At 35.3% G+C, this 15,733-nt stretch carries 19 protein-coding genes and 1 tRNA gene; 3 read left to right on the top strand and 17 right to left on the bottom strand.

The features are described 5' to 3' along the window. Positions 1-25: 25 nt before the first annotated feature. The 12 genes from AC1B0Z_RS11730 to pdxA form a co-directional block, all read right to left on the bottom strand. Positions 26-1,078, bottom strand: a complete 1,053-nt coding sequence (locus AC1B0Z_RS11730) for a type III polyketide synthase (protein WP_483792234.1) — start codon at positions 1,076-1,078, stop codon at positions 26-28. Positions 1,079-1,146: 68 nt separating this feature from the next. Beyond that, positions 1,147-1,863, bottom strand: coding sequence for a methyltransferase domain-containing protein (locus AC1B0Z_RS11725; RefSeq protein ID WP_483792233.1), 717 nt, complete (start codon positions 1,861-1,863; stop codon positions 1,147-1,149). Then, positions 1,863-2,993 (bottom strand): NAD(P)/FAD-dependent oxidoreductase, encoded by a 1,131-nt coding sequence (locus tag AC1B0Z_RS11720; protein WP_483792232.1) that lies wholly within the window; start codon positions 2,991-2,993, stop codon positions 1,863-1,865. The genes AC1B0Z_RS11725 and AC1B0Z_RS11720 overlap by 1 nt, the downstream gene beginning before the upstream one ends. Beyond that, positions 2,980-3,510 carry a YceI family protein gene (locus AC1B0Z_RS11715; RefSeq protein ID WP_483792231.1) on the bottom strand — a complete coding sequence of 177 codons (531 nt, stop codon included), beginning with the start codon at positions 3,508-3,510 and terminating at the stop codon, positions 2,980-2,982. Before AC1B0Z_RS11715 ends, AC1B0Z_RS11720 begins: the two co-directional genes overlap by 14 nt. Before the next feature lie 47 nt (positions 3,511-3,557). Further along, positions 3,558-4,007, bottom strand: a complete 450-nt coding sequence (locus AC1B0Z_RS11710) for a 3-oxoacyl-ACP synthase (protein ID WP_483792230.1) — start codon at positions 4,005-4,007, stop codon at positions 3,558-3,560. Beyond that, a complete protein-coding gene (locus AC1B0Z_RS11705; protein WP_483792229.1) occupies positions 4,004-5,119 on the bottom strand; it encodes an NAD(P)/FAD-dependent oxidoreductase in 1,116 nt (371 codons plus the stop codon). The genes AC1B0Z_RS11710 and AC1B0Z_RS11705 overlap by 4 nt, the downstream gene beginning before the upstream one ends. A gap of 252 nt (positions 5,120-5,371) precedes the next feature. Continuing rightward, the gene (accC, locus tag AC1B0Z_RS11700; RefSeq protein ID WP_483792228.1) at positions 5,372-6,724 is read right to left on the bottom strand and encodes an acetyl-CoA carboxylase biotin carboxylase subunit; all 1,353 of its coding nucleotides are present in this window, start codon (positions 6,722-6,724) and stop codon (positions 5,372-5,374) included. 86 nt (positions 6,725-6,810) lie between these two features. Next, positions 6,811-7,311 carry an acetyl-CoA carboxylase biotin carboxyl carrier protein gene (accB, locus tag AC1B0Z_RS11695; RefSeq protein ID WP_483792227.1) on the bottom strand — a complete coding sequence of 167 codons (501 nt, stop codon included), beginning with the start codon at positions 7,309-7,311 and terminating at the stop codon, positions 6,811-6,813. A gap of 25 nt (positions 7,312-7,336) precedes the next feature. Then, positions 7,337-8,338, bottom strand: a complete 1,002-nt coding sequence (locus AC1B0Z_RS11690; RefSeq protein WP_483792226.1) for a beta-ketoacyl-ACP synthase III — start codon at positions 8,336-8,338, stop codon at positions 7,337-7,339. A 179-nt stretch (positions 8,339-8,517) separates the two neighbouring features. Continuing rightward, positions 8,518-8,718: a 50S ribosomal protein L32 gene (gene rpmF / locus AC1B0Z_RS11685; RefSeq protein ID WP_130936604.1), complete on the bottom strand. Its 201-nt coding sequence runs from the start codon at positions 8,716-8,718 to the stop codon at positions 8,518-8,520. Positions 8,719-8,726: 8 nt separating this feature from the next. After that, complete coding sequence (locus AC1B0Z_RS11680) at positions 8,727-9,263, bottom strand: YceD family protein (RefSeq protein WP_483792225.1); 537 nt, start codon at positions 9,261-9,263, stop codon at positions 8,727-8,729. Positions 9,264-9,326: 63 nt separating this feature from the next. Then, on the bottom strand, positions 9,327-10,385 hold the full coding sequence (pdxA, locus tag AC1B0Z_RS11675) for a 4-hydroxythreonine-4-phosphate dehydrogenase PdxA (RefSeq protein WP_483792224.1): 1,059 nt from the start codon (positions 10,383-10,385) through the stop codon (positions 9,327-9,329). A gap of 64 nt (positions 10,386-10,449) precedes the next feature. Here pdxA and AC1B0Z_RS11670 point away from each other — a divergent pair, with 64 nt between their 5' ends. Continuing rightward, complete coding sequence (locus tag AC1B0Z_RS11670; RefSeq protein ID WP_483792223.1) at positions 10,450-11,037, top strand: riboflavin synthase; 588 nt, start codon at positions 10,450-10,452, stop codon at positions 11,035-11,037. A gap of 8 nt (positions 11,038-11,045) precedes the next feature. Here AC1B0Z_RS11670 and AC1B0Z_RS11665 read toward each other — a convergent pair whose 3' ends face one another. The 5 genes from AC1B0Z_RS11665 to mce form a co-directional block, all read right to left on the bottom strand. Beyond that, entirely contained in the window at positions 11,046-11,237 is a 192-nt protein-coding gene (locus AC1B0Z_RS11665; protein ID WP_483795297.1) for a PID-CTERM protein-sorting domain-containing protein, read from the bottom strand. A 281-nt stretch (positions 11,238-11,518) separates the two neighbouring features. Continuing rightward, positions 11,519-12,907 carry a hypothetical protein gene (locus AC1B0Z_RS11660; protein ID WP_483792222.1) on the bottom strand — a complete coding sequence of 463 codons (1,389 nt, stop codon included), beginning with the start codon at positions 12,905-12,907 and terminating at the stop codon, positions 11,519-11,521. 150 nt (positions 12,908-13,057) lie between these two features. Continuing rightward, positions 13,058-13,131 (bottom strand) — tRNA-Ile (locus tag AC1B0Z_RS11655). After that, positions 13,109-13,366: a GIY-YIG nuclease family protein gene (locus AC1B0Z_RS11650; protein WP_483792221.1), complete on the bottom strand. Its 258-nt coding sequence runs from the start codon at positions 13,364-13,366 to the stop codon at positions 13,109-13,111. Before AC1B0Z_RS11650 ends, AC1B0Z_RS11655 begins: the two co-directional genes overlap by 23 nt. Before the next feature lie 126 nt (positions 13,367-13,492). Beyond that, positions 13,493-13,897, bottom strand: a complete 405-nt coding sequence (gene mce / locus AC1B0Z_RS11645; RefSeq protein ID WP_483792220.1) for a methylmalonyl-CoA epimerase — start codon at positions 13,895-13,897, stop codon at positions 13,493-13,495. 78 nt (positions 13,898-13,975) lie between these two features. Here mce and rbfA point away from each other — a divergent pair, with 78 nt between their 5' ends. Together rbfA and AC1B0Z_RS11635 are read left to right on the top strand one after the other, a co-directional pair. Continuing rightward, the gene (rbfA, locus tag AC1B0Z_RS11640) at positions 13,976-14,371 is read left to right on the top strand and encodes a 30S ribosome-binding factor RbfA (protein ID WP_483792219.1); all 396 of its coding nucleotides are present in this window, start codon (positions 13,976-13,978) and stop codon (positions 14,369-14,371) included. Continuing rightward, complete coding sequence (locus AC1B0Z_RS11635) at positions 14,372-15,577, top strand: ABC transporter permease (RefSeq protein WP_483792218.1); 1,206 nt, start codon at positions 14,372-14,374, stop codon at positions 15,575-15,577. The last annotated feature ends 156 nt before the right edge of the window (positions 15,578-15,733 follow it).

Here is a 15,733-nt window from a genome sequence, read left to right as displayed (position 1 = left end):
TCAAGTTCAGCATCACAAAAAATAATTACCATTCCAATAACACACGTTGCGCCGAAAATCCTGGTCCAAAACTTAGCATAATACCTTTATCACCTTTGGGTAAATTTCTATCCATAAAACGTTCTAAAACATACAGTACCGTAGCGCTGCTCATATTACCATATAATCGCAACACCTCTTTAGTGTCGTTTATATTTTTACCTAAAGCCCCAAATAAATCTTCAACTGTTTGTACAATTTTTTTTCCGCCAGGGTGAAATACTAAATGGTTTATATCATCAATAGTTAGATTATTTTCTTTTAAAAACGGATGAATAATGTTAGGGAAATGATCTGCAATGGTTTGCGGTACCGTTTGGTCTAACACCATTTGTAAACCTGTATTTCGTAATTTAAAACCCATCATGTGGTTGGCATCGTAAAAATGATACATGGCTTCATCTTTAATTTCAGGACCTATTTCATTCTCATAAGACGATAAAATAACACTGGCGCACCCATCACCAAAAATTGCGGCACTTACAATATTTACCATAGAATAATCTTCTAACTGAAAGGTGGCCGTTGGCGACTCTACAGCAATAACCACAGCGCGTTTATTGGGGTTGGCTTTTAAAAAGTTTTTCGCATAAATAACACCTGAAACGCCCGCTGCACAACCCATTTCGGTTACGGGCAAACGCACAATATCCTGTTTCATTTTTAGGCTATTTATTAAATAGGCATCTAAAGAAGGAATCATAATACCCGTACAACTTACGGTAATGATAAAATCAATATCCGTGGGTTGTAACTGCGCTTTATCTAAAACTTTTACTACGCTTTTTTCAGCAAGCTTAATGCTCTCACGACTGTAAATATCATTTTTTTCCTCAAAAGATGTATTGAGAAAAACCTCTTCAGGATTCATAATGGAGTACCGTCTATCTACCGCAGCGTTTTCAAAAATTTTGAGCACTTTTCGTTTAAAACGTTCGTCTTGTCCTTCTAACCATAGTTCTACAAACGGTAGAATATCTTTGGTTTCTCTGGTATACTGTGGTAATTGTTTTGCTACCGATGTGATTTTTACTGCCATATATGGTATTAGACCTCACAGGTTTTAAAAACCTGTGAGGTCTTTAAAACAAAGGTTGTTTTATTTAATTATTTAGTATTAAAAATAAGCCACTGGTAACGGAATGCCCATTTCCAGTAGATTTTTGATTTAACGTCTAATGTTTTCGATAATTTTTCTAAATCTTGTCTTTTGAAAGCACGAAGAATAGAGGTTAAACCATCTTGTACAATCATATGATTTGAAATAACCAAGCCCAACAATTTAAATAACCCGTATGCTACTTTACTGCGGTGCAAGTCGTTAATAACAATACCTAATGTTGCTTTACGCGATACGGTTTGCAATAAAGTTACAATGTCTTCATTTTTAAAATGATGTAAAAAAAGTGTGCTTAGTACAATATCGTAATCTAAGTTTTGAAATGCTTCTGAAAAAATATCAAGATTTTTAAACGTGAGTTCTGGATAGCTAACTGATAATTCATTGGCATAATCTATAGCATCTTGGTTGGCGTCTATACCGATTAAGTTGAAACTAAAGTTGTGCTTACGTCCATAATCTGCAACCAACCTTAAAATATCGCCATGGCCACAACCTAAATCTACAATAGTATAGGTTTTGGCTTTGGGTTTATTTTTTAGTAATTGCTTAATGCCATTTAAGGTAATAGTATTACCCCCAAGCCACTTATTAATAATACCTAATTTATCAAGTGTATCGCGTAATAAAATACCTTTCATAGAAAAATCATCCATGATTTCGGTAGCGTTACTACGGTGTGTGGTGTCTATAAATAAAGCCATTAAACATTCATAGGTTTGCCGTGGGTCATTCTAATAATTTTTGGTAATATAAATGGAAATTTAGCGAGTATTACTAGCAGTTTCGGTGCTAACCAATTTTGCCTAAACAGGTAAGCTATACCATGGCCTACTTTTAGTCTTAGGCTAAAGGTTTTTTTCCACTGCTTTATGTAAAGCTGCTCAAATGTGTTTCGATTTTCAATTTTTCCTTCAAGGTAATCAATTATTAGTTTTGAAGCTAATTGGGCGCTTCTAATTGCCATTCCCATTCCATTGCCGCATAGCGGATGAATCATACCTGCTGTGTCGCCACACATAATAATATGCTGCTCTACAGGCTGTTTGGTTTTAAAAGAAATTTGACTGATAGTGAGTGGTTTTTCAAACTGTGGTGTTGAACTTTTAAATAGAGCTTTTAACTTTTGATTTTTAAATACGATAGCTTCCTGAAACGCTTCTATATTTTTAAACGTTTTGAAAGCCTTAAAATCGGTGATATAACATAAGTTAATATGATTATTCTCCACTTTTGAAACCCCGCAATATCCACCCTTAAAATTATGTAAGGCTACTTTATCTTCAGGAAAATCGCCATAAACGTGCATTTTTACACCTAAATATGGTGATTTATTTTTTATGAATGTGCGCCCCAACTCCATATCTAAATTAGAGCGTTTGCCAAAAGCGCCAATGACTATTTTAGATTCTAAAGTGCCGTTTAATGTGGTTTTTACTAGAAATAGATTTTCATCATAATTCACATTAGTCACTGTGTCTTGAAGCATCTCAACTTTGTTTTGTATAGCTAATTGGTACAATTGAAAATCCATTTCGTAACGGCTCATTCCAAAACCACCCAAAGGCAATTTCGCTGTTATACTTCTAGAATTATGGGTTGTAAGCTCAAAATTAGAGATACGCTTTGCGCCATATTTAAAAGGATTAAAACCTAAAAAAGTGAGATATGGTAACACTTCGTTTGAGACATATTCACCACAAACTTTATGTTTAGGGTAGTTATTTTTTTCAATAAGCAACACATTATAATTTGCTTTTCCTAAATGAATGGCACTTGCTAATCCTGCTAAACCACCACCAATTATAATAATATCTGCTTTAGTTTTGTCCATTGATGTTTTCAATGTGAACCACGCTAATTTTAACTGTATTACTCATAACAAGACTACGCCCTCCAACATCAAAATCCATTCGATTTATCTCAAATTTTGAGGTTACTTTTCGTAAAGACTCAAAGGTTTCAACTGTTATAGGGATTGTTATTTGCTTTGTTTTACCTTTAATGGTGAGGTTAACTTTTGCGGAATATTGATTTGTAGCTATTTTTTCTAGTGTAATAGTTTTAAGTGTAATGGTTGGGGAATTTGAAACATTAAAATAGTCTTCTTTCAACAAATGTTCGTCGCGACTATCAATTCCTGTTTCGATAGATTTTACTTTAATTTCTCCTGTTATACGCTCTAAAATATTAGCATCATCAAAAACAGAAGTTATTATGAAATCATTAAAATGACCATCTACATTTATACCAACATTCTTAATTGTAAATTCGATACTCGCCTGTTGTTGTGCTGCAGCATATGGAATAAAACATACGACAATGATAAGTGATAGAAGATACTTCCTCATGTTTTTTGCATGAAGTTACATAAAAAGCACAACGTAATTTCACTTTTTTAAACTATTTCTAAAATTTTAAATTGTTGATTCCTAAACTGAATTACATCTCCCTCTTTTTTAGATAATAATAATTTACCAATAGGTGTCGCCGCAGAAATACCATAAAACAATTGATTGTCGCTTTTAATTTCACCCATACTAACTGCGATAAAATAATTTGATTGTGAGGTATACACCACGCTTCCAACAGCTATTATACTAGATTTTTTTTCAATGTCTATTTTAGCCAATATTTCTTTTAATTTTTGAATTTCGGCTAATTGATGACCCGCTTTTTCTCGCTCCAATTGCAACATGGCGCGTCCTGTTTCGTGCTTATCACCTGCAGAACTTTTGGTTTCTGATTGTAATGATTTTTGAATGTCTTGAATGGTATTCTGAATGGTTTGCAAACGCTGCTCTACAAATTCAAGGCATTTATTGTATAGTTGTTGTTTTATGCTCATAGAGTCAAATCTGCTAATTCTTTACCAATTAAACTACCAATGGCAACACCCATGCCTCCTAAGCGCACACCACAAAACACATTATCCGAAATTTGTTTTACGATTGCTTTTTTCTGTTGCCCAACGCCCATAATACCGCTCCATCTATGCGCAACCTCAAACGATGTTTCAGGTAAAATAGTTGATTTTAAAAGCGTTTCTAATGCGTTTTGAATGGTTGCCGTTTGCTGAAATTCTGTAGTTTCTTCACCTTTAAAATCCAAATGTCTTCCGCCTCCTAATAAAATTCGGTTATCTACATTTCGAAAATAATAATAGCCTCTATCTAAGTGAAATGTCCCTTTTATATTAAGGTTTTGTATGGGCTCTGTAATCAGCACCTGTGCTCTCGCTGGTTTTACATTTTCATTTAATAGTTGTGAGGCAAATCCGTTTGTAGCAATGCACAATTTTGAAGCAGTAAACTCAAAATGATTGGTTTTTATTTTTACTGAATTGTTAGTTTCTGAAAACCCTTGAACTGATGTAGTATTTAAAATTTTAATACCATTTGATTGCACTGCTTGTAATAAGGCCTCCATCATATTTCCTGTATCAATTTGTCCTTCAAACTGATTGAAAATATAATCTCCCGTTACATTTTTAAAATTGAAAATATTGTCTTTTAGACTGAACACATCGTCTTTAAAAATAGACTTTAGTAATTTGTTGATATATTCCTTTTTTTCGACACATGCATCAAATAGCTTTTGATCTGCTTCCAAAAACAATTCGTAACCGCCTAATTGTTGAAAATTAAGTTGTTTATCGCCAATGGTTTCTCTTAATAATTTTAAACCGTCTGCTCGTTTTTTCACCAATTGAAAAACCTCTTCTTCTGAATGTGTTTTTAAATCTTCTAAAATTTCGCTTAAACTACCAAAGCAGGCAAATCCTGCATTTTTTGTACTAGCACCTTGGGGCAGCACTCCTTTTTCTAGAATAATAATTTTTGCCTGTGGATAATGTGTTCTTAATTGTAAGGCACAATTAAGCCCTACAATACCACTACCAACGACACAAAAATCGATGTTGGATAACCAAGACTTTATTTCCCAGTAAGACCATTGCATAATGCTAAGTTAGAATTTTAAATTGAAGTTCGAAGCTGCGTTAGGGATTGAACGGCATGCTTCGACTGCGCTCAGCACAGGTGTTTGAAATCCCCGACGCAGGAGGGATTGAGTAGTGAAAGCCTGCCTGCCGGCAGGCAGACCCGACCACTTGCACTGAGCTTGTCGAAGTGTTGTGTTAACCTGCCTGCGATACCGCAGGTAGGCAGGCGCCATAAAAAAACTCCGAAATTAATTTCGAAGTTTTATATTTTAATCTTTAACAGGTTCTGGCATTTCAAAATCTTCCATAAACTTGGTGGTGTAATTCCCAGCCAAATAATCTGGATGATCCATAAGTGCTCTGTGGAATGGTATTGTAGTTTTTATACCTTCAATCACAAATTCATCGAGCGCCCGTTTCATTTTGTTGATAGCCTCTTCCCTTGTCTGCGCTGTTGTAATTAGTTTCGCAATCATCGAATCATAATTAGGCGGGATGGTGTAACCAGCATACACATGGGTGTCTAAACGCACACCATGACCTCCTGGAGCATGTAACGTCGTGATTCTTCCTGGAGAAGGTCTAAACCCATTGTAAGGGTCTTCAGCATTGATACGGCATTCTATAGAATGTAACTTTGGATCGTAATTCTTACCTGAAATTGGTACGCCCGCAGCCACTAAAATTTGCTCTCTAATTAAATCGAAATCTATTACTTGCTCTGTAATAGGATGCTCTACTTGTATACGTGTATTCATCTCCATAAAGTAGAAATTACGGTGTTTATCTACCAAAAACTCAACTGTTCCTGCGCCTTCATAATTTATGTATTCTGCAGCTTTTACAGCAGCAGCTCCCATTTTTTTACGTAATTGTGGCGTCATAAATGGAGAAGGCACCTCCTCGGTTAGTTTTTGATGGCGACGCTGTACCGAACAATCTCTTTCGGACAGATGGCACGCCTTTCCACGAGAATCGCCTACAACTTGAATTTCTATATGTCGAGGCTCTTCGATAAGCTTTTCCATGTACATGTCGTCGTTACCGAAAGCCGCTTTACTTTCTTGTCGTGCAGAATCCCATGCATCTTTAAGGTCTTCTTCTTTCCAAACACCGCGCATACCTTTTCCTCCTCCACCAGCACTTGCTTTAAGCATTACAGGGTAACCTGCTTTTTTAGCCAGTTTTTTACATTCTTCAAAGGTCTCTATAACGCCATCACTCCCAGGAACACAAGGTACCCCTGCAGCTTTCATTGTAGCTTTTGCGTTGGCTTTATCTCCCATACGCTCAATCATTTCGGCAGAAGCCCCTATGAATTTAATACCATGTTCTTCACAAATTTCTGAAAACTTAGCATTTTCGGACAGGAAACCATATCCTGGATGGATAGCGTCTGCATTTGTTATTTCTGCTGCAGATATTACGTTTGACATTTTAAGATATGACTCACTACTAGATGGTGGTCCAATGCAAACGGCTTCATCTGCAAACTTAACGTGCAAACTTTCTGCATCAGCAGTAGAATATACGGCAACCGTTTTTATTCCCATTTCCTTGCAGGTTCTAATCACGCGAAGCGCAATTTCACCTCTATTGGCAATCAATATTTTTTTAAACATAACGTCTTGAATTAAAAATTTCAAATTCCAATCGCCAAATTCCAAATATTGGATTTTGAGATTTGTGTATTGGAATTTTTAATAGGTTATGATGGATCTACTAAAAATAATGGTTGATCGAATTCTACTGGAGAAGCGTCGTCAACTAAAATCTTGACTACTTTTCCAGAAACTTCAGATTCTATCTCATTGAAAAGCTTCATGGCCTCAATAACACATAATACATCACCTTCGGCAATGGTTTGTCCAACTTCAACGAATAACGGTTTGTCTGGAGATGGTTTTCTATAAAAAGTCCCTATAATTGGAGATTTTATGGTAATATATTTTGAGGTGTCATCAGCTGCGGCAGCCGGTGGCTCCGTTTTAGACGGTTCTGAAGCTGCTGGAGCAGGTACTTCTGCAGCAGGTGCAGGAGGTGCTGGTGCTATTTGCGGTGCAGCAACCGGTGTGTACTGAACAGCTGGTGCATCACTATCTGCCCCTGTTCTGATGGTGATTTTCACATCATCCATTTCTAATTTAACCTCGCTTGCTCCAGATTTAGCAACAAACTTGATTAAGTTTTGAATCTCTTTTAAATCCATAATTCAGCTATTGGTTTTTTAATAGTTAGTCTTTAGAGTTATAGGCCCATTTTAAGTAAATGGCGCCCCAGTTAAATCCGCCACCAAAGGCAGCAAATATTATATTATCGCCCTTTTTGAGTTGTAACTCATAGTCGTTAAGCAATAATGGTAATGTAGCAGATGTTGTATTTCCATATTTATGGATATTTATCATTACTTTTTCTTCTGCTAAGTCTATGCGTTGTGCTGTAGCATCAATTATTCTTTTATTCGCCTGATGTGCCGCTAACCAATCTACAGAATCCTTGTCCAGGTTATTACGCTCCAAAACTTTCACGGTAGCATCAGCCATATTAAACACAGCATTTTTAAATACGGTTCTTCCTTCTTGGAAAGCATAATGACCCCCATTATCCAATGCCTCATGGGTTAATGGATGTACTGAACCGCCATAGGTGGCTTGTAAAAAGTCGCGTCCTGTGCCATCACTTCTCAAATATTCATCTTTAAGACCAACATCTTCTGTAGTAGGCTCAAACAATACAGCTCCTGCACCGTCTCCAAAAATGATACAAGTAGCTCTGTCTTTGTAGTTTATTAAAGATGACATTTTATCGGCACCAATCAACAATACATTTTTATAGCGTCCGGATTCTATAAATGATGAAGCAACAGACATTCCATAAAGAAAACTAGAGCATGCCGCATCCATATCAAACGAAAATGCATTTGTAGCACCAATCTTAGCTGCGGTGTAAGCTGCTGTAGAAGCTGCTTTCATATCTGGAGTAGCCGTGGCAACTATTACTAATTCTATCTCTTTGGGATCAATACCTTTTTTAGCAATAAGGTCTTCCGCTGCTTTTATAGCAAGATAAGATGTGCCTTCCCCTTCCTTCTTTAGGATACGACGTTCTTTAATTCCAGTACGGGTCGTTATCCATTCATCATTAGTATCAACCATGGTTTCAAGAATTTGATTGGTTAATACATACTCTGGAACATAAGCTCCAACCGCGGTGATTGCTGCTGAGATTTTACTCATACTTAGTTATAGATTTGAACGAAAATCGTTCTAAAAGCATCAAAATTTGCCAATTTATTGTGAAAAATAGCAAATTTCGAAGAATTATAATGCAAATTAAGGCTTTTTTACCTTTTATAAATACATATCATAAAAAAAACGCCCACAAGTGAGCGTTTTAATATATGCGTGCATAGTACTTATGCTACGTTTTCTTCTTCTGTATTGTCTATAAGCACCTGACCTCTGTAATATAATTTCCCTTCATGCCAATGTGCTCTATGGTATAAATGAGCCTCTCCTGTTGTTGGACATGTAGCAATCTGTGGCGCAGTTGCTTTATAATGTGTTCTTCTTTTATCTCTTCTGGTTTTAGAGATTTTTCTTTTAGGATGTGCCATTTTCTATGTTATTTATCCGTTAATAGTTTTTTTAATGTATTCCAACGCGGATCAATGTCCTTGTCTTCCTTTTCTTTTTCTTCTTTTGGACTTAATTCTTCGAGTTTATCAAGTATTTCTGAATTTAATGTGCCATTTTCAACTCCTGGATGTATGCGCTTTACCGGTACCGCTAGTACAATAAATTCATAAACATATTGTTGCACATTTATTTCATGCTCTCCATGCGGTAAAATAAGAATATCAATGTTTTCATCGTTGTATTCCTGACCAAACTTTACTACCAAATCAAAACTGTTTTCGATGTTTTGGTTGTAAGGTTCATTAGTTACATCACAATTTATATTTACGTATCCAGAAATTTCAAAATGTAATTCAAGCAAAGTGGACTTTTTGTTTAGCCTAATATCAACTTTAGCTTTTACATCATTGAAATCTTCATACTCAAAATAATCAAAGAACGTCTGGTCAATGTTATACTCAAAATCGTGATTTCCAACCTTTAACCCCACAAATGGGATAGCATATTCTTTCATTGGCTTCATTATCACATCTATTTTGAGCCTGCAAATATATAAATTTTTTAGCTTAAGCCAACTTGGAGAATATTATTTTTTTACGCTGACTTTTCTAGGTTGTCTTTTTAAAGGGTTTGCTGTAAGTTCCTCAAAATCACGTCTGTTCCTAAAAATTTTAATTGCAGTGAACAACGCCTCTTTAAACGATCCTTCGTCAGCCTCACCTTTTCCGGCAATTTCATAGGCAGTGCCATGGTCTGGAGAGGTTCTTACCCGTGTTAAGCCTGCTGTAAAATTAACACCTTGCCCAAATGATAAGGTTTTAAAGGGTATCAGCCCTTGGTCATGATAGGAAGCTATTATAGCATCAAAATTCTTGTAGTTGTTTGATCCAAAAAAACTGTCGGCAGCATAAGGGCCATAGACTAATTTTCCACTTTCTTTGATTTTTTTCAAAGTAGGGCGCATTACATCGTCATCTTCATTGCCGATAACGCCATTGTCGCCAGTATGTGGATTAATACCCAAAACCGCAATCTTAGGCTTCACTATGTTAAAATCTTTTCTTAAAGTGTCGTAAACCGTATCAATCTTATCCGTAATTAATTCTTCTGAAATATGTTCAGATACATCTTTAACAGGTACATGGTCGGTAAGCAGTCCCACTTTTAATGTATCGGTAACCATAAACATCAAGCTTTTACCTCCTAATTCTTTTGCCAAATAATCGGTATGCCCTGGAAATGTAAAGGCTTCAGATTGTATATTGTGTTTATTTATTGGCGCAGTTACCAAAACATCTATTTGCTCTTGCTTTAGTGCTTTAGTTGCACTTTCGAGAGACTTCAAAGCATACTCTCCTATTTTAATTTCCTCTTGCCCAAAATTAATATTTACTGGCTCTTTCCAGCAGTTCAATACATTTACTTTTCCATGATTTATATTCTGAATATCATGAACACTATTAAAATCTAGCGACGAATTAAAGTGTTTTTTAAAAAAGTTCATCACTTTAATTGATGCAAAAATTACGGGCGTACATAGTTCAAGAATCCTAGAGTCCTCAAAGGTTTTCAAAATAATTTCACCACTTATTCCATTTAAATCTCCAACCGAAATCCCTACTACAATATTTTCTTCGTTCTTCATTAAGAATGCTAACTTTTGTTTGTAATTTTGAGCTACAAATTTAACCAAATAAACACATAATACTATGTTTACAGGAATTATTGAATCTCTTGGTAGTGTTACCAAATTAGAAAAGGACAAAGAGAACCTTCATATTTCTATAAAAAGCAATATTACTAATGAGTTAAAAATTGATCAAAGTGTGGCGCATAACGGTGTGTGTTTAACAGTGGTTAAAATTGATGATGAAGAATATACCGTAACGGCAATACAGGAAACACTTGATAAAACTAACTTACACTCGCTTAAAGTTGGGGATACAGTTAATTTAGAGCGTGCTATGAAATTGGGCGAAAGACTCGATGGTCATATTGTACAAGGGCATGTAGACCAAACCGCTATTTGTACAAATATTGAAAATGCCGACGGTAGCTGGTTTTTTTCTTTTGAATATGATGCGGCCCAAAATAATATTACCATTGAAAAAGGCTCAATAACCATTAACGGTACTAGCTTAACCGTTGTGAATTCTGGAAACAATACTTTTAGTGTGGCAATAATACCTTATACTTACGAAAACACTAACTTCAATACCTTTGAAAAAGGCACAGTAGTGAATTTAGAATTTGATGTTGTGGGCAAATATGTGGCTAAACTAATGGAAAATAATTAAGTAAAAAGCTATCTTTTCAATAACTTCTTCCCGCCGTAAAACAAAGCAACTAAAACACCTATAAAGACGCCACCATCAATTGGGAGACCTACAGGTGGTGGTGGTTGGGGCGGAGGAGGCAAAGGGCCGCCTTGGGCAACACATACAAAACTTATTAATACAAATAAGATTGAGGCTAATATTCTTTTATTTTGTATCATCATTGGGACGCAAATGTATAAAAAAAAGGGACTTAGAAAAAGAAATTTCATAAAAAAACATCCATAAAACGTTAAAAAACATCGATGAAGTGCATTTTTATTTAACTGCCCACCAGATTATTTAACGCAAAAACGTCAGCGAAAGTATAATTACAAAAAATAATTAATCCCTTTATTTATAAATAATTACACAACAAATATAAAAAAGATTCGATGACGAGGGAGGTAATCCCAATAAATTATTAACAAACGATAAACAACTAAATAAAAGTATGGCTTAACTAGAGTTTGGGCACAGTAACACTATCATTGATCCAGCATTTTATTTTAATAATTTTACCCGAGCAAGCACATTTAAAAATGTCTTCTTTAGAAGGCGCTAAAGCATTATATCGTCTTACACTTTGGTCTACTGCCTTTTTTAAAGTTGGGTCTACCCTTGAGGCTTTTGCTGCTTCTCTGGCTGCGAGCCAATATACTGCTCTTTTATTAAAATTAGTATCACCACAGTCTTTGGCACTATCGGCATACATAGCTGCAATTGCTAAATAGGGCTTTCCGTTTGAAGGGTTAAGCTTCAACGCATTTCTAAAATAGGTTCTAGCCTTGGAAAAACTTTTCTTTTTCTTAAGAATTAAACCTATTCGATATGCTATTTTGGATTTTTTATATGAATCTGTTTCCAGATCATAAGCTTCATCTAAATATTTGTTTATTTCTGAAGAGCTTCCTCCATTTTTCATTAAAATTGTTACAATATATATTTTTGTTTCTGCCGAAGGCGCAATAGCATCATAGGCTTTAACTAGTTTTTCGTATAATGAGTCGTCGGTACAATCTTTTTGGTACATTCTGGTTACTGCACGTTTTAACCATACTTTATCTGCTTTATTGTTTTCAAAATTTTTCTTGTATAACGGAATTAAATTTTCGCAATCGGCTATAGCCCCTAATTTAACATCAATATTCTTAGAAATTAAATCGTAATTTTTGAGATAATCCTGATAAACATCTTTACGCTTTATTTCCCTTTTAGTCAATTTTGTGCCACCTTCTTCTTTTTGAATTAGTTTGTTTAGCTTTTCTGAATAGTTTTTTATTTCCTCCTCAATCTTTTCCATGATATCGTCATATTTGTCAAACACATCTTCAATTGGTCTTTCCCCAGCATTATATAAGTCTACAATTAATGAAAAATAGGAGTAAAGGCTCTTTGGATGAGCAAACGTGCCCTTATCTTCAATATAAGCTGCATCAAAACAATCATACAAATTTTTCACATCCTTTTGAAGTATGTCCCTATAGTCAAATCTTAATTGGCATATCTTCGCTAGATATTTTCCTTTGTCTGTTTTATTCCCAAAGTATTTAAGACGGTTTTGAAATACCTCAATTAACTCCTCAACAAAGTTTCGTTTCTCATTACCTTTGAAATTTTCAATTTTATTTTTCAAAATCTTTTCACCATCAACGTAAGCGGCAATACTTAAATCGGGACAATTGTTTTTTACAAAAGTCCAGGGTTCATAAGCAGCACTATAGTTTTTTGCTTTGACATATTCATGAAAAATGGAAAGTTTAGTTTGACAATCATCAATATTGCCTTGTGCGAATGACGTACTACACAAGATTATTAAAAAACTCAAAGGCAACAGCGGTAGTGATTTCATAGTGGATAGGATTAAGAATTAATGTTTTAGCTAATTCTTAAAATGCCACAAAATATGTACCATAAGTCTTTAAATTATTTTTTCTAACCTAAAATCTAGCTTTTGCAAAAAAGAAAAAAGCCCAAACTAAAAATAGCTTAGGCTTTAAGGTGGTCCCACCTGGGCTCGAACCAGGGACTTTCTGATTATGAGTCAGATACTCTAACCAACTGAGTTATAGGACCGGTTATATTTTTCTTTTATCCACTGCTTTCCGTAACCAGATTTCAAATACTTTTCTCGCTTTCTTGCTTCTTCTCTAGTATTAAAATTCTCAAAGAAAAACAATTTCCACGGGCAATAGCCCTTTGTACTTTTGGTTCTTCCAGCGTTATGTTGCTTTAACCGTTTTTCAACATTTTCGGTCATACCAACATAAAACCTTCCGTCTTTTTCACTTTTCAGAACGTAAACAAACATAAAATTTGTTTTTGTCAGATACTCCCTGCCTGCCTTTACCGGCAGGTAGGCAGGTAACCAACTGAGTTATAGGACCCGAAATTGGAGTGCAATATTACTACTATTTTTATTTCTTAGCAAGAAAATTTAATCCTTTATCTCTTGACACAACTCTATTAGTACACCATTAGAAGATTTTGGATGTAAAAACGCTACCAGCTTATTATCAGCGCCCTTTTTTGGAGTTTCATTCAACACAATAAAACCTTCATCTTGCAATCGCTTAATTTCAGCTCCTATATCTTCTACGTCAAACGCTATATGGTGAATGCCTTCACCTTTCTTCTCAATAAATTTAGCAATAGGGCTATCTTCTTTTGTTGCTTCTAGCAGTTCAATTTTGTTCTCACCAACTTTAAAAAAGGAGGTACTTACGCCTTCACTTTTCACTTCTTCAACCTTGTAATTTGGGGCGCCAAACAGCTTTTCAAATAGTGTATTGGAGTCCTTTAAACTCTTTACCGCTATTCCTATGTGTTCTATTTTATTCATTAGGTATTACTTTTACAGAAAGATACAAAATATCCCTTATTTTTGCATGGTGACACAATTAATGTTACATTAATTTTTATGGAAGAAAGTCAAAGACAAAAAAAAATAGGAGGTGTTTTACAGCGTGATTTAGCAGATGTCTTACAAGGTGCCGCTACCCAAGGCGGGATGCAGGGTGTTATTATATCGGTTTCAAAAGTAAAGGTTACTGTAGATTTATCGGTGGCAAAAGTATATTTAAGTATTTTCCCAAATGATAAGGGCAAAACACTTATCGAGGGCATAAGAAGCAACACCCCATTAATTCGCCATGAATTGGCACAACGTACCAAAAATCAGTTGCGCCGTATGCCCCATTTAGAATTTTTTATTGACGATTCTTTGGAGTATATCGATAAAATAGAACAGTCTCTCAAAGGGAAAGATAACCCGCTTGAAAACCCAGACTTATTGGATAAAAGAAAAAAATCGTAGTTGAGTTTTTCCTTATACATCGCTAAACGTTATTTGCGCTCTAAAAGCAGCAACAATGCCATTAATTTTATTACCATAATTGCACTTCTGGGTGTGGTTATTGGTGCAGCTTCGTTATTTATTGTGCTTTCTGGATTTGCCGGACTAAAAGACTTTACCCTACAGTTTTCTACTATTGTAGATCCCGATTTAAAAGTCGAAACTATAATTGGCAAATCGTTTATACTAACCGAGGAACAACGCAAAAAACTACATGCCATTGATGATGTTGCACTATACACGGAAATTATCGAAGAACACGTTATCGTCTACTCCGAAGGTAAAAACTATTTAGCCAGAATAAAAGGGGTAGACGAAAACTTTAACAAAGTAAACAGTATAGATTCTGTAGTTCGTTACGGCAATTGGCTAGAGCAAAAAACCAATCAAGTTGTTGCAGGCTGGGGCGTATCGCAAAACCTCTCTTTTGGTGTTTTAGATTATACCAAAGGCATTAATATTTATGTGCCTAAACCTGGAAAAGGACAAGTAACTTCAACCAAAAACGCCTTTAATACTGTTAGAGCCGTTAATGTTGGTATTTTTGATATTAACGAAAAGCTAAATGACACGTATGTATACGCCTCCATAAGTTTAGCCAGACGATTACTAAACTACAAACCCAACCAAATTTCAGCCATAGAGTTTAAACTTAAAGATGGCGCTGACGAAACCGTAATAAAATCTCAACTCCAAACCATCCTTGGCAACAAAGTAGCTATTAAAAATAGAGTACAGCTTAACGATGCACTATACAAAATGCTTAATAGCGAAAACCTGCTAATATACCTACTACTTACGCTAGTATCAGCATTACTAATTTTTAACGTTATTGGCTCTATCATCATGATGATTTTAGAAAAAAAACAATCACTAAACACCCTTTACAATTTGGGCGTTACCATAAAAAATATGCGAAAAATCTTTTTCTTTCAAGGGTCAGCTATCACACTTATTGGCTGTTCTGTCGGGCTATTTTTAGGATTTCTTATAGTGCGTTTACAACAAACATTTGGTCTTGTTCCCATCACACCAACGCTGGCATACCCTGTAAGCATCAAGCTAGAAAATTTTATCATCGTGTTCCTCACCATTTCGGTTCTAGGCATTCTATCGTCTAAAATTAGTGCTACTAGAGTTACGGAAAAATTAGTTACTGGAAATTAAATTTTTTGGGCGAGTTGCCATAAAAAATGGCAAACAGGCTTTCCGCTATATCTTTTTATTACTGCGGCTTCGAGAGCCTCAGCCTCCGTATTAAAAAGGATGCCGCTGCAATCCTTCTCGCGGGGTGTACTTGCTAGCTACCGTTATAAACTAAAA

Source organism: Hyunsoonleella sp. J2K-J805 (genome assembly GCF_057167125.1).
Note: the sequence above shows the minus strand (reverse complement) of the source record. Positions and strands in the feature narration are given on the sequence as shown.

What these genes read in the sequence shown, in the direction of transcription:
- AC1B0Z_RS11665 (WP_483795297.1), bottom strand. Translation starts at nt 11,237, where the DNA reads ATGATACAAAATAAAAGAATATTAGCCTCAATCTTATTTGTATTAATA.
- AC1B0Z_RS11705 (WP_483792229.1), bottom strand. Translation starts at nt 5,119, where the DNA reads ATGCAATGGTCTTACTGGGAAATAAAGTCTTGGTTATCCAACATCGAT.
- AC1B0Z_RS11690 (WP_483792226.1), bottom strand. Translation starts at nt 8,338, where the DNA reads ATGAGTAAAATCTCAGCAGCAATCACCGCGGTTGGAGCTTATGTTCCA.
- mce (WP_483792220.1), bottom strand. Translation starts at nt 13,897, where the DNA reads ATGAATAAAATAGAACACATAGGAATAGCGGTAAAGAGTTTAAAGGAC.
- rbfA (WP_483792219.1), top strand. Translation starts at nt 13,976, where the DNA reads ATGGAAGAAAGTCAAAGACAAAAAAAAATAGGAGGTGTTTTACAGCGT.
- AC1B0Z_RS11650 (WP_483792221.1), bottom strand. Translation starts at nt 13,366, where the DNA reads ATGTTTGTTTACGTTCTGAAAAGTGAAAAAGACGGAAGGTTTTATGTT.
- rpmF (WP_130936604.1), bottom strand. Translation starts at nt 8,718, where the DNA reads ATGGCACATCCTAAAAGAAAAATCTCTAAAACCAGAAGAGATAAAAGA.
- AC1B0Z_RS11730 (WP_483792234.1), bottom strand. Translation starts at nt 1,078, where the DNA reads ATGGCAGTAAAAATCACATCGGTAGCAAAACAATTACCACAGTATACC.
- AC1B0Z_RS11715 (WP_483792231.1), bottom strand. Translation starts at nt 3,510, where the DNA reads ATGAGGAAGTATCTTCTATCACTTATCATTGTCGTATGTTTTATTCCA.
- AC1B0Z_RS11660 (WP_483792222.1), bottom strand. Translation starts at nt 12,907, where the DNA reads ATGAAATCACTACCGCTGTTGCCTTTGAGTTTTTTAATAATCTTGTGT.
- accB (WP_483792227.1), bottom strand. Translation starts at nt 7,311, where the DNA reads ATGGATTTAAAAGAGATTCAAAACTTAATCAAGTTTGTTGCTAAATCT.
- AC1B0Z_RS11725 (WP_483792233.1), bottom strand. Translation starts at nt 1,863, where the DNA reads ATGGCTTTATTTATAGACACCACACACCGTAGTAACGCTACCGAAATC.
- pdxA (WP_483792224.1), bottom strand. Translation starts at nt 10,385, where the DNA reads ATGAAGAACGAAGAAAATATTGTAGTAGGGATTTCGGTTGGAGATTTA.
- AC1B0Z_RS11710 (WP_483792230.1), bottom strand. Translation starts at nt 4,007, where the DNA reads ATGAGCATAAAACAACAACTATACAATAAATGCCTTGAATTTGTAGAG.
- AC1B0Z_RS11680 (WP_483792225.1), bottom strand. Translation starts at nt 9,263, where the DNA reads ATGAAGCCAATGAAAGAATATGCTATCCCATTTGTGGGGTTAAAGGTT.
- AC1B0Z_RS11670 (WP_483792223.1), top strand. Translation starts at nt 10,450, where the DNA reads ATGTTTACAGGAATTATTGAATCTCTTGGTAGTGTTACCAAATTAGAA.
- AC1B0Z_RS11720 (WP_483792232.1), bottom strand. Translation starts at nt 2,993, where the DNA reads ATGGACAAAACTAAAGCAGATATTATTATAATTGGTGGTGGTTTAGCA.
- accC (WP_483792228.1), bottom strand. Translation starts at nt 6,724, where the DNA reads ATGTTTAAAAAAATATTGATTGCCAATAGAGGTGAAATTGCGCTTCGC.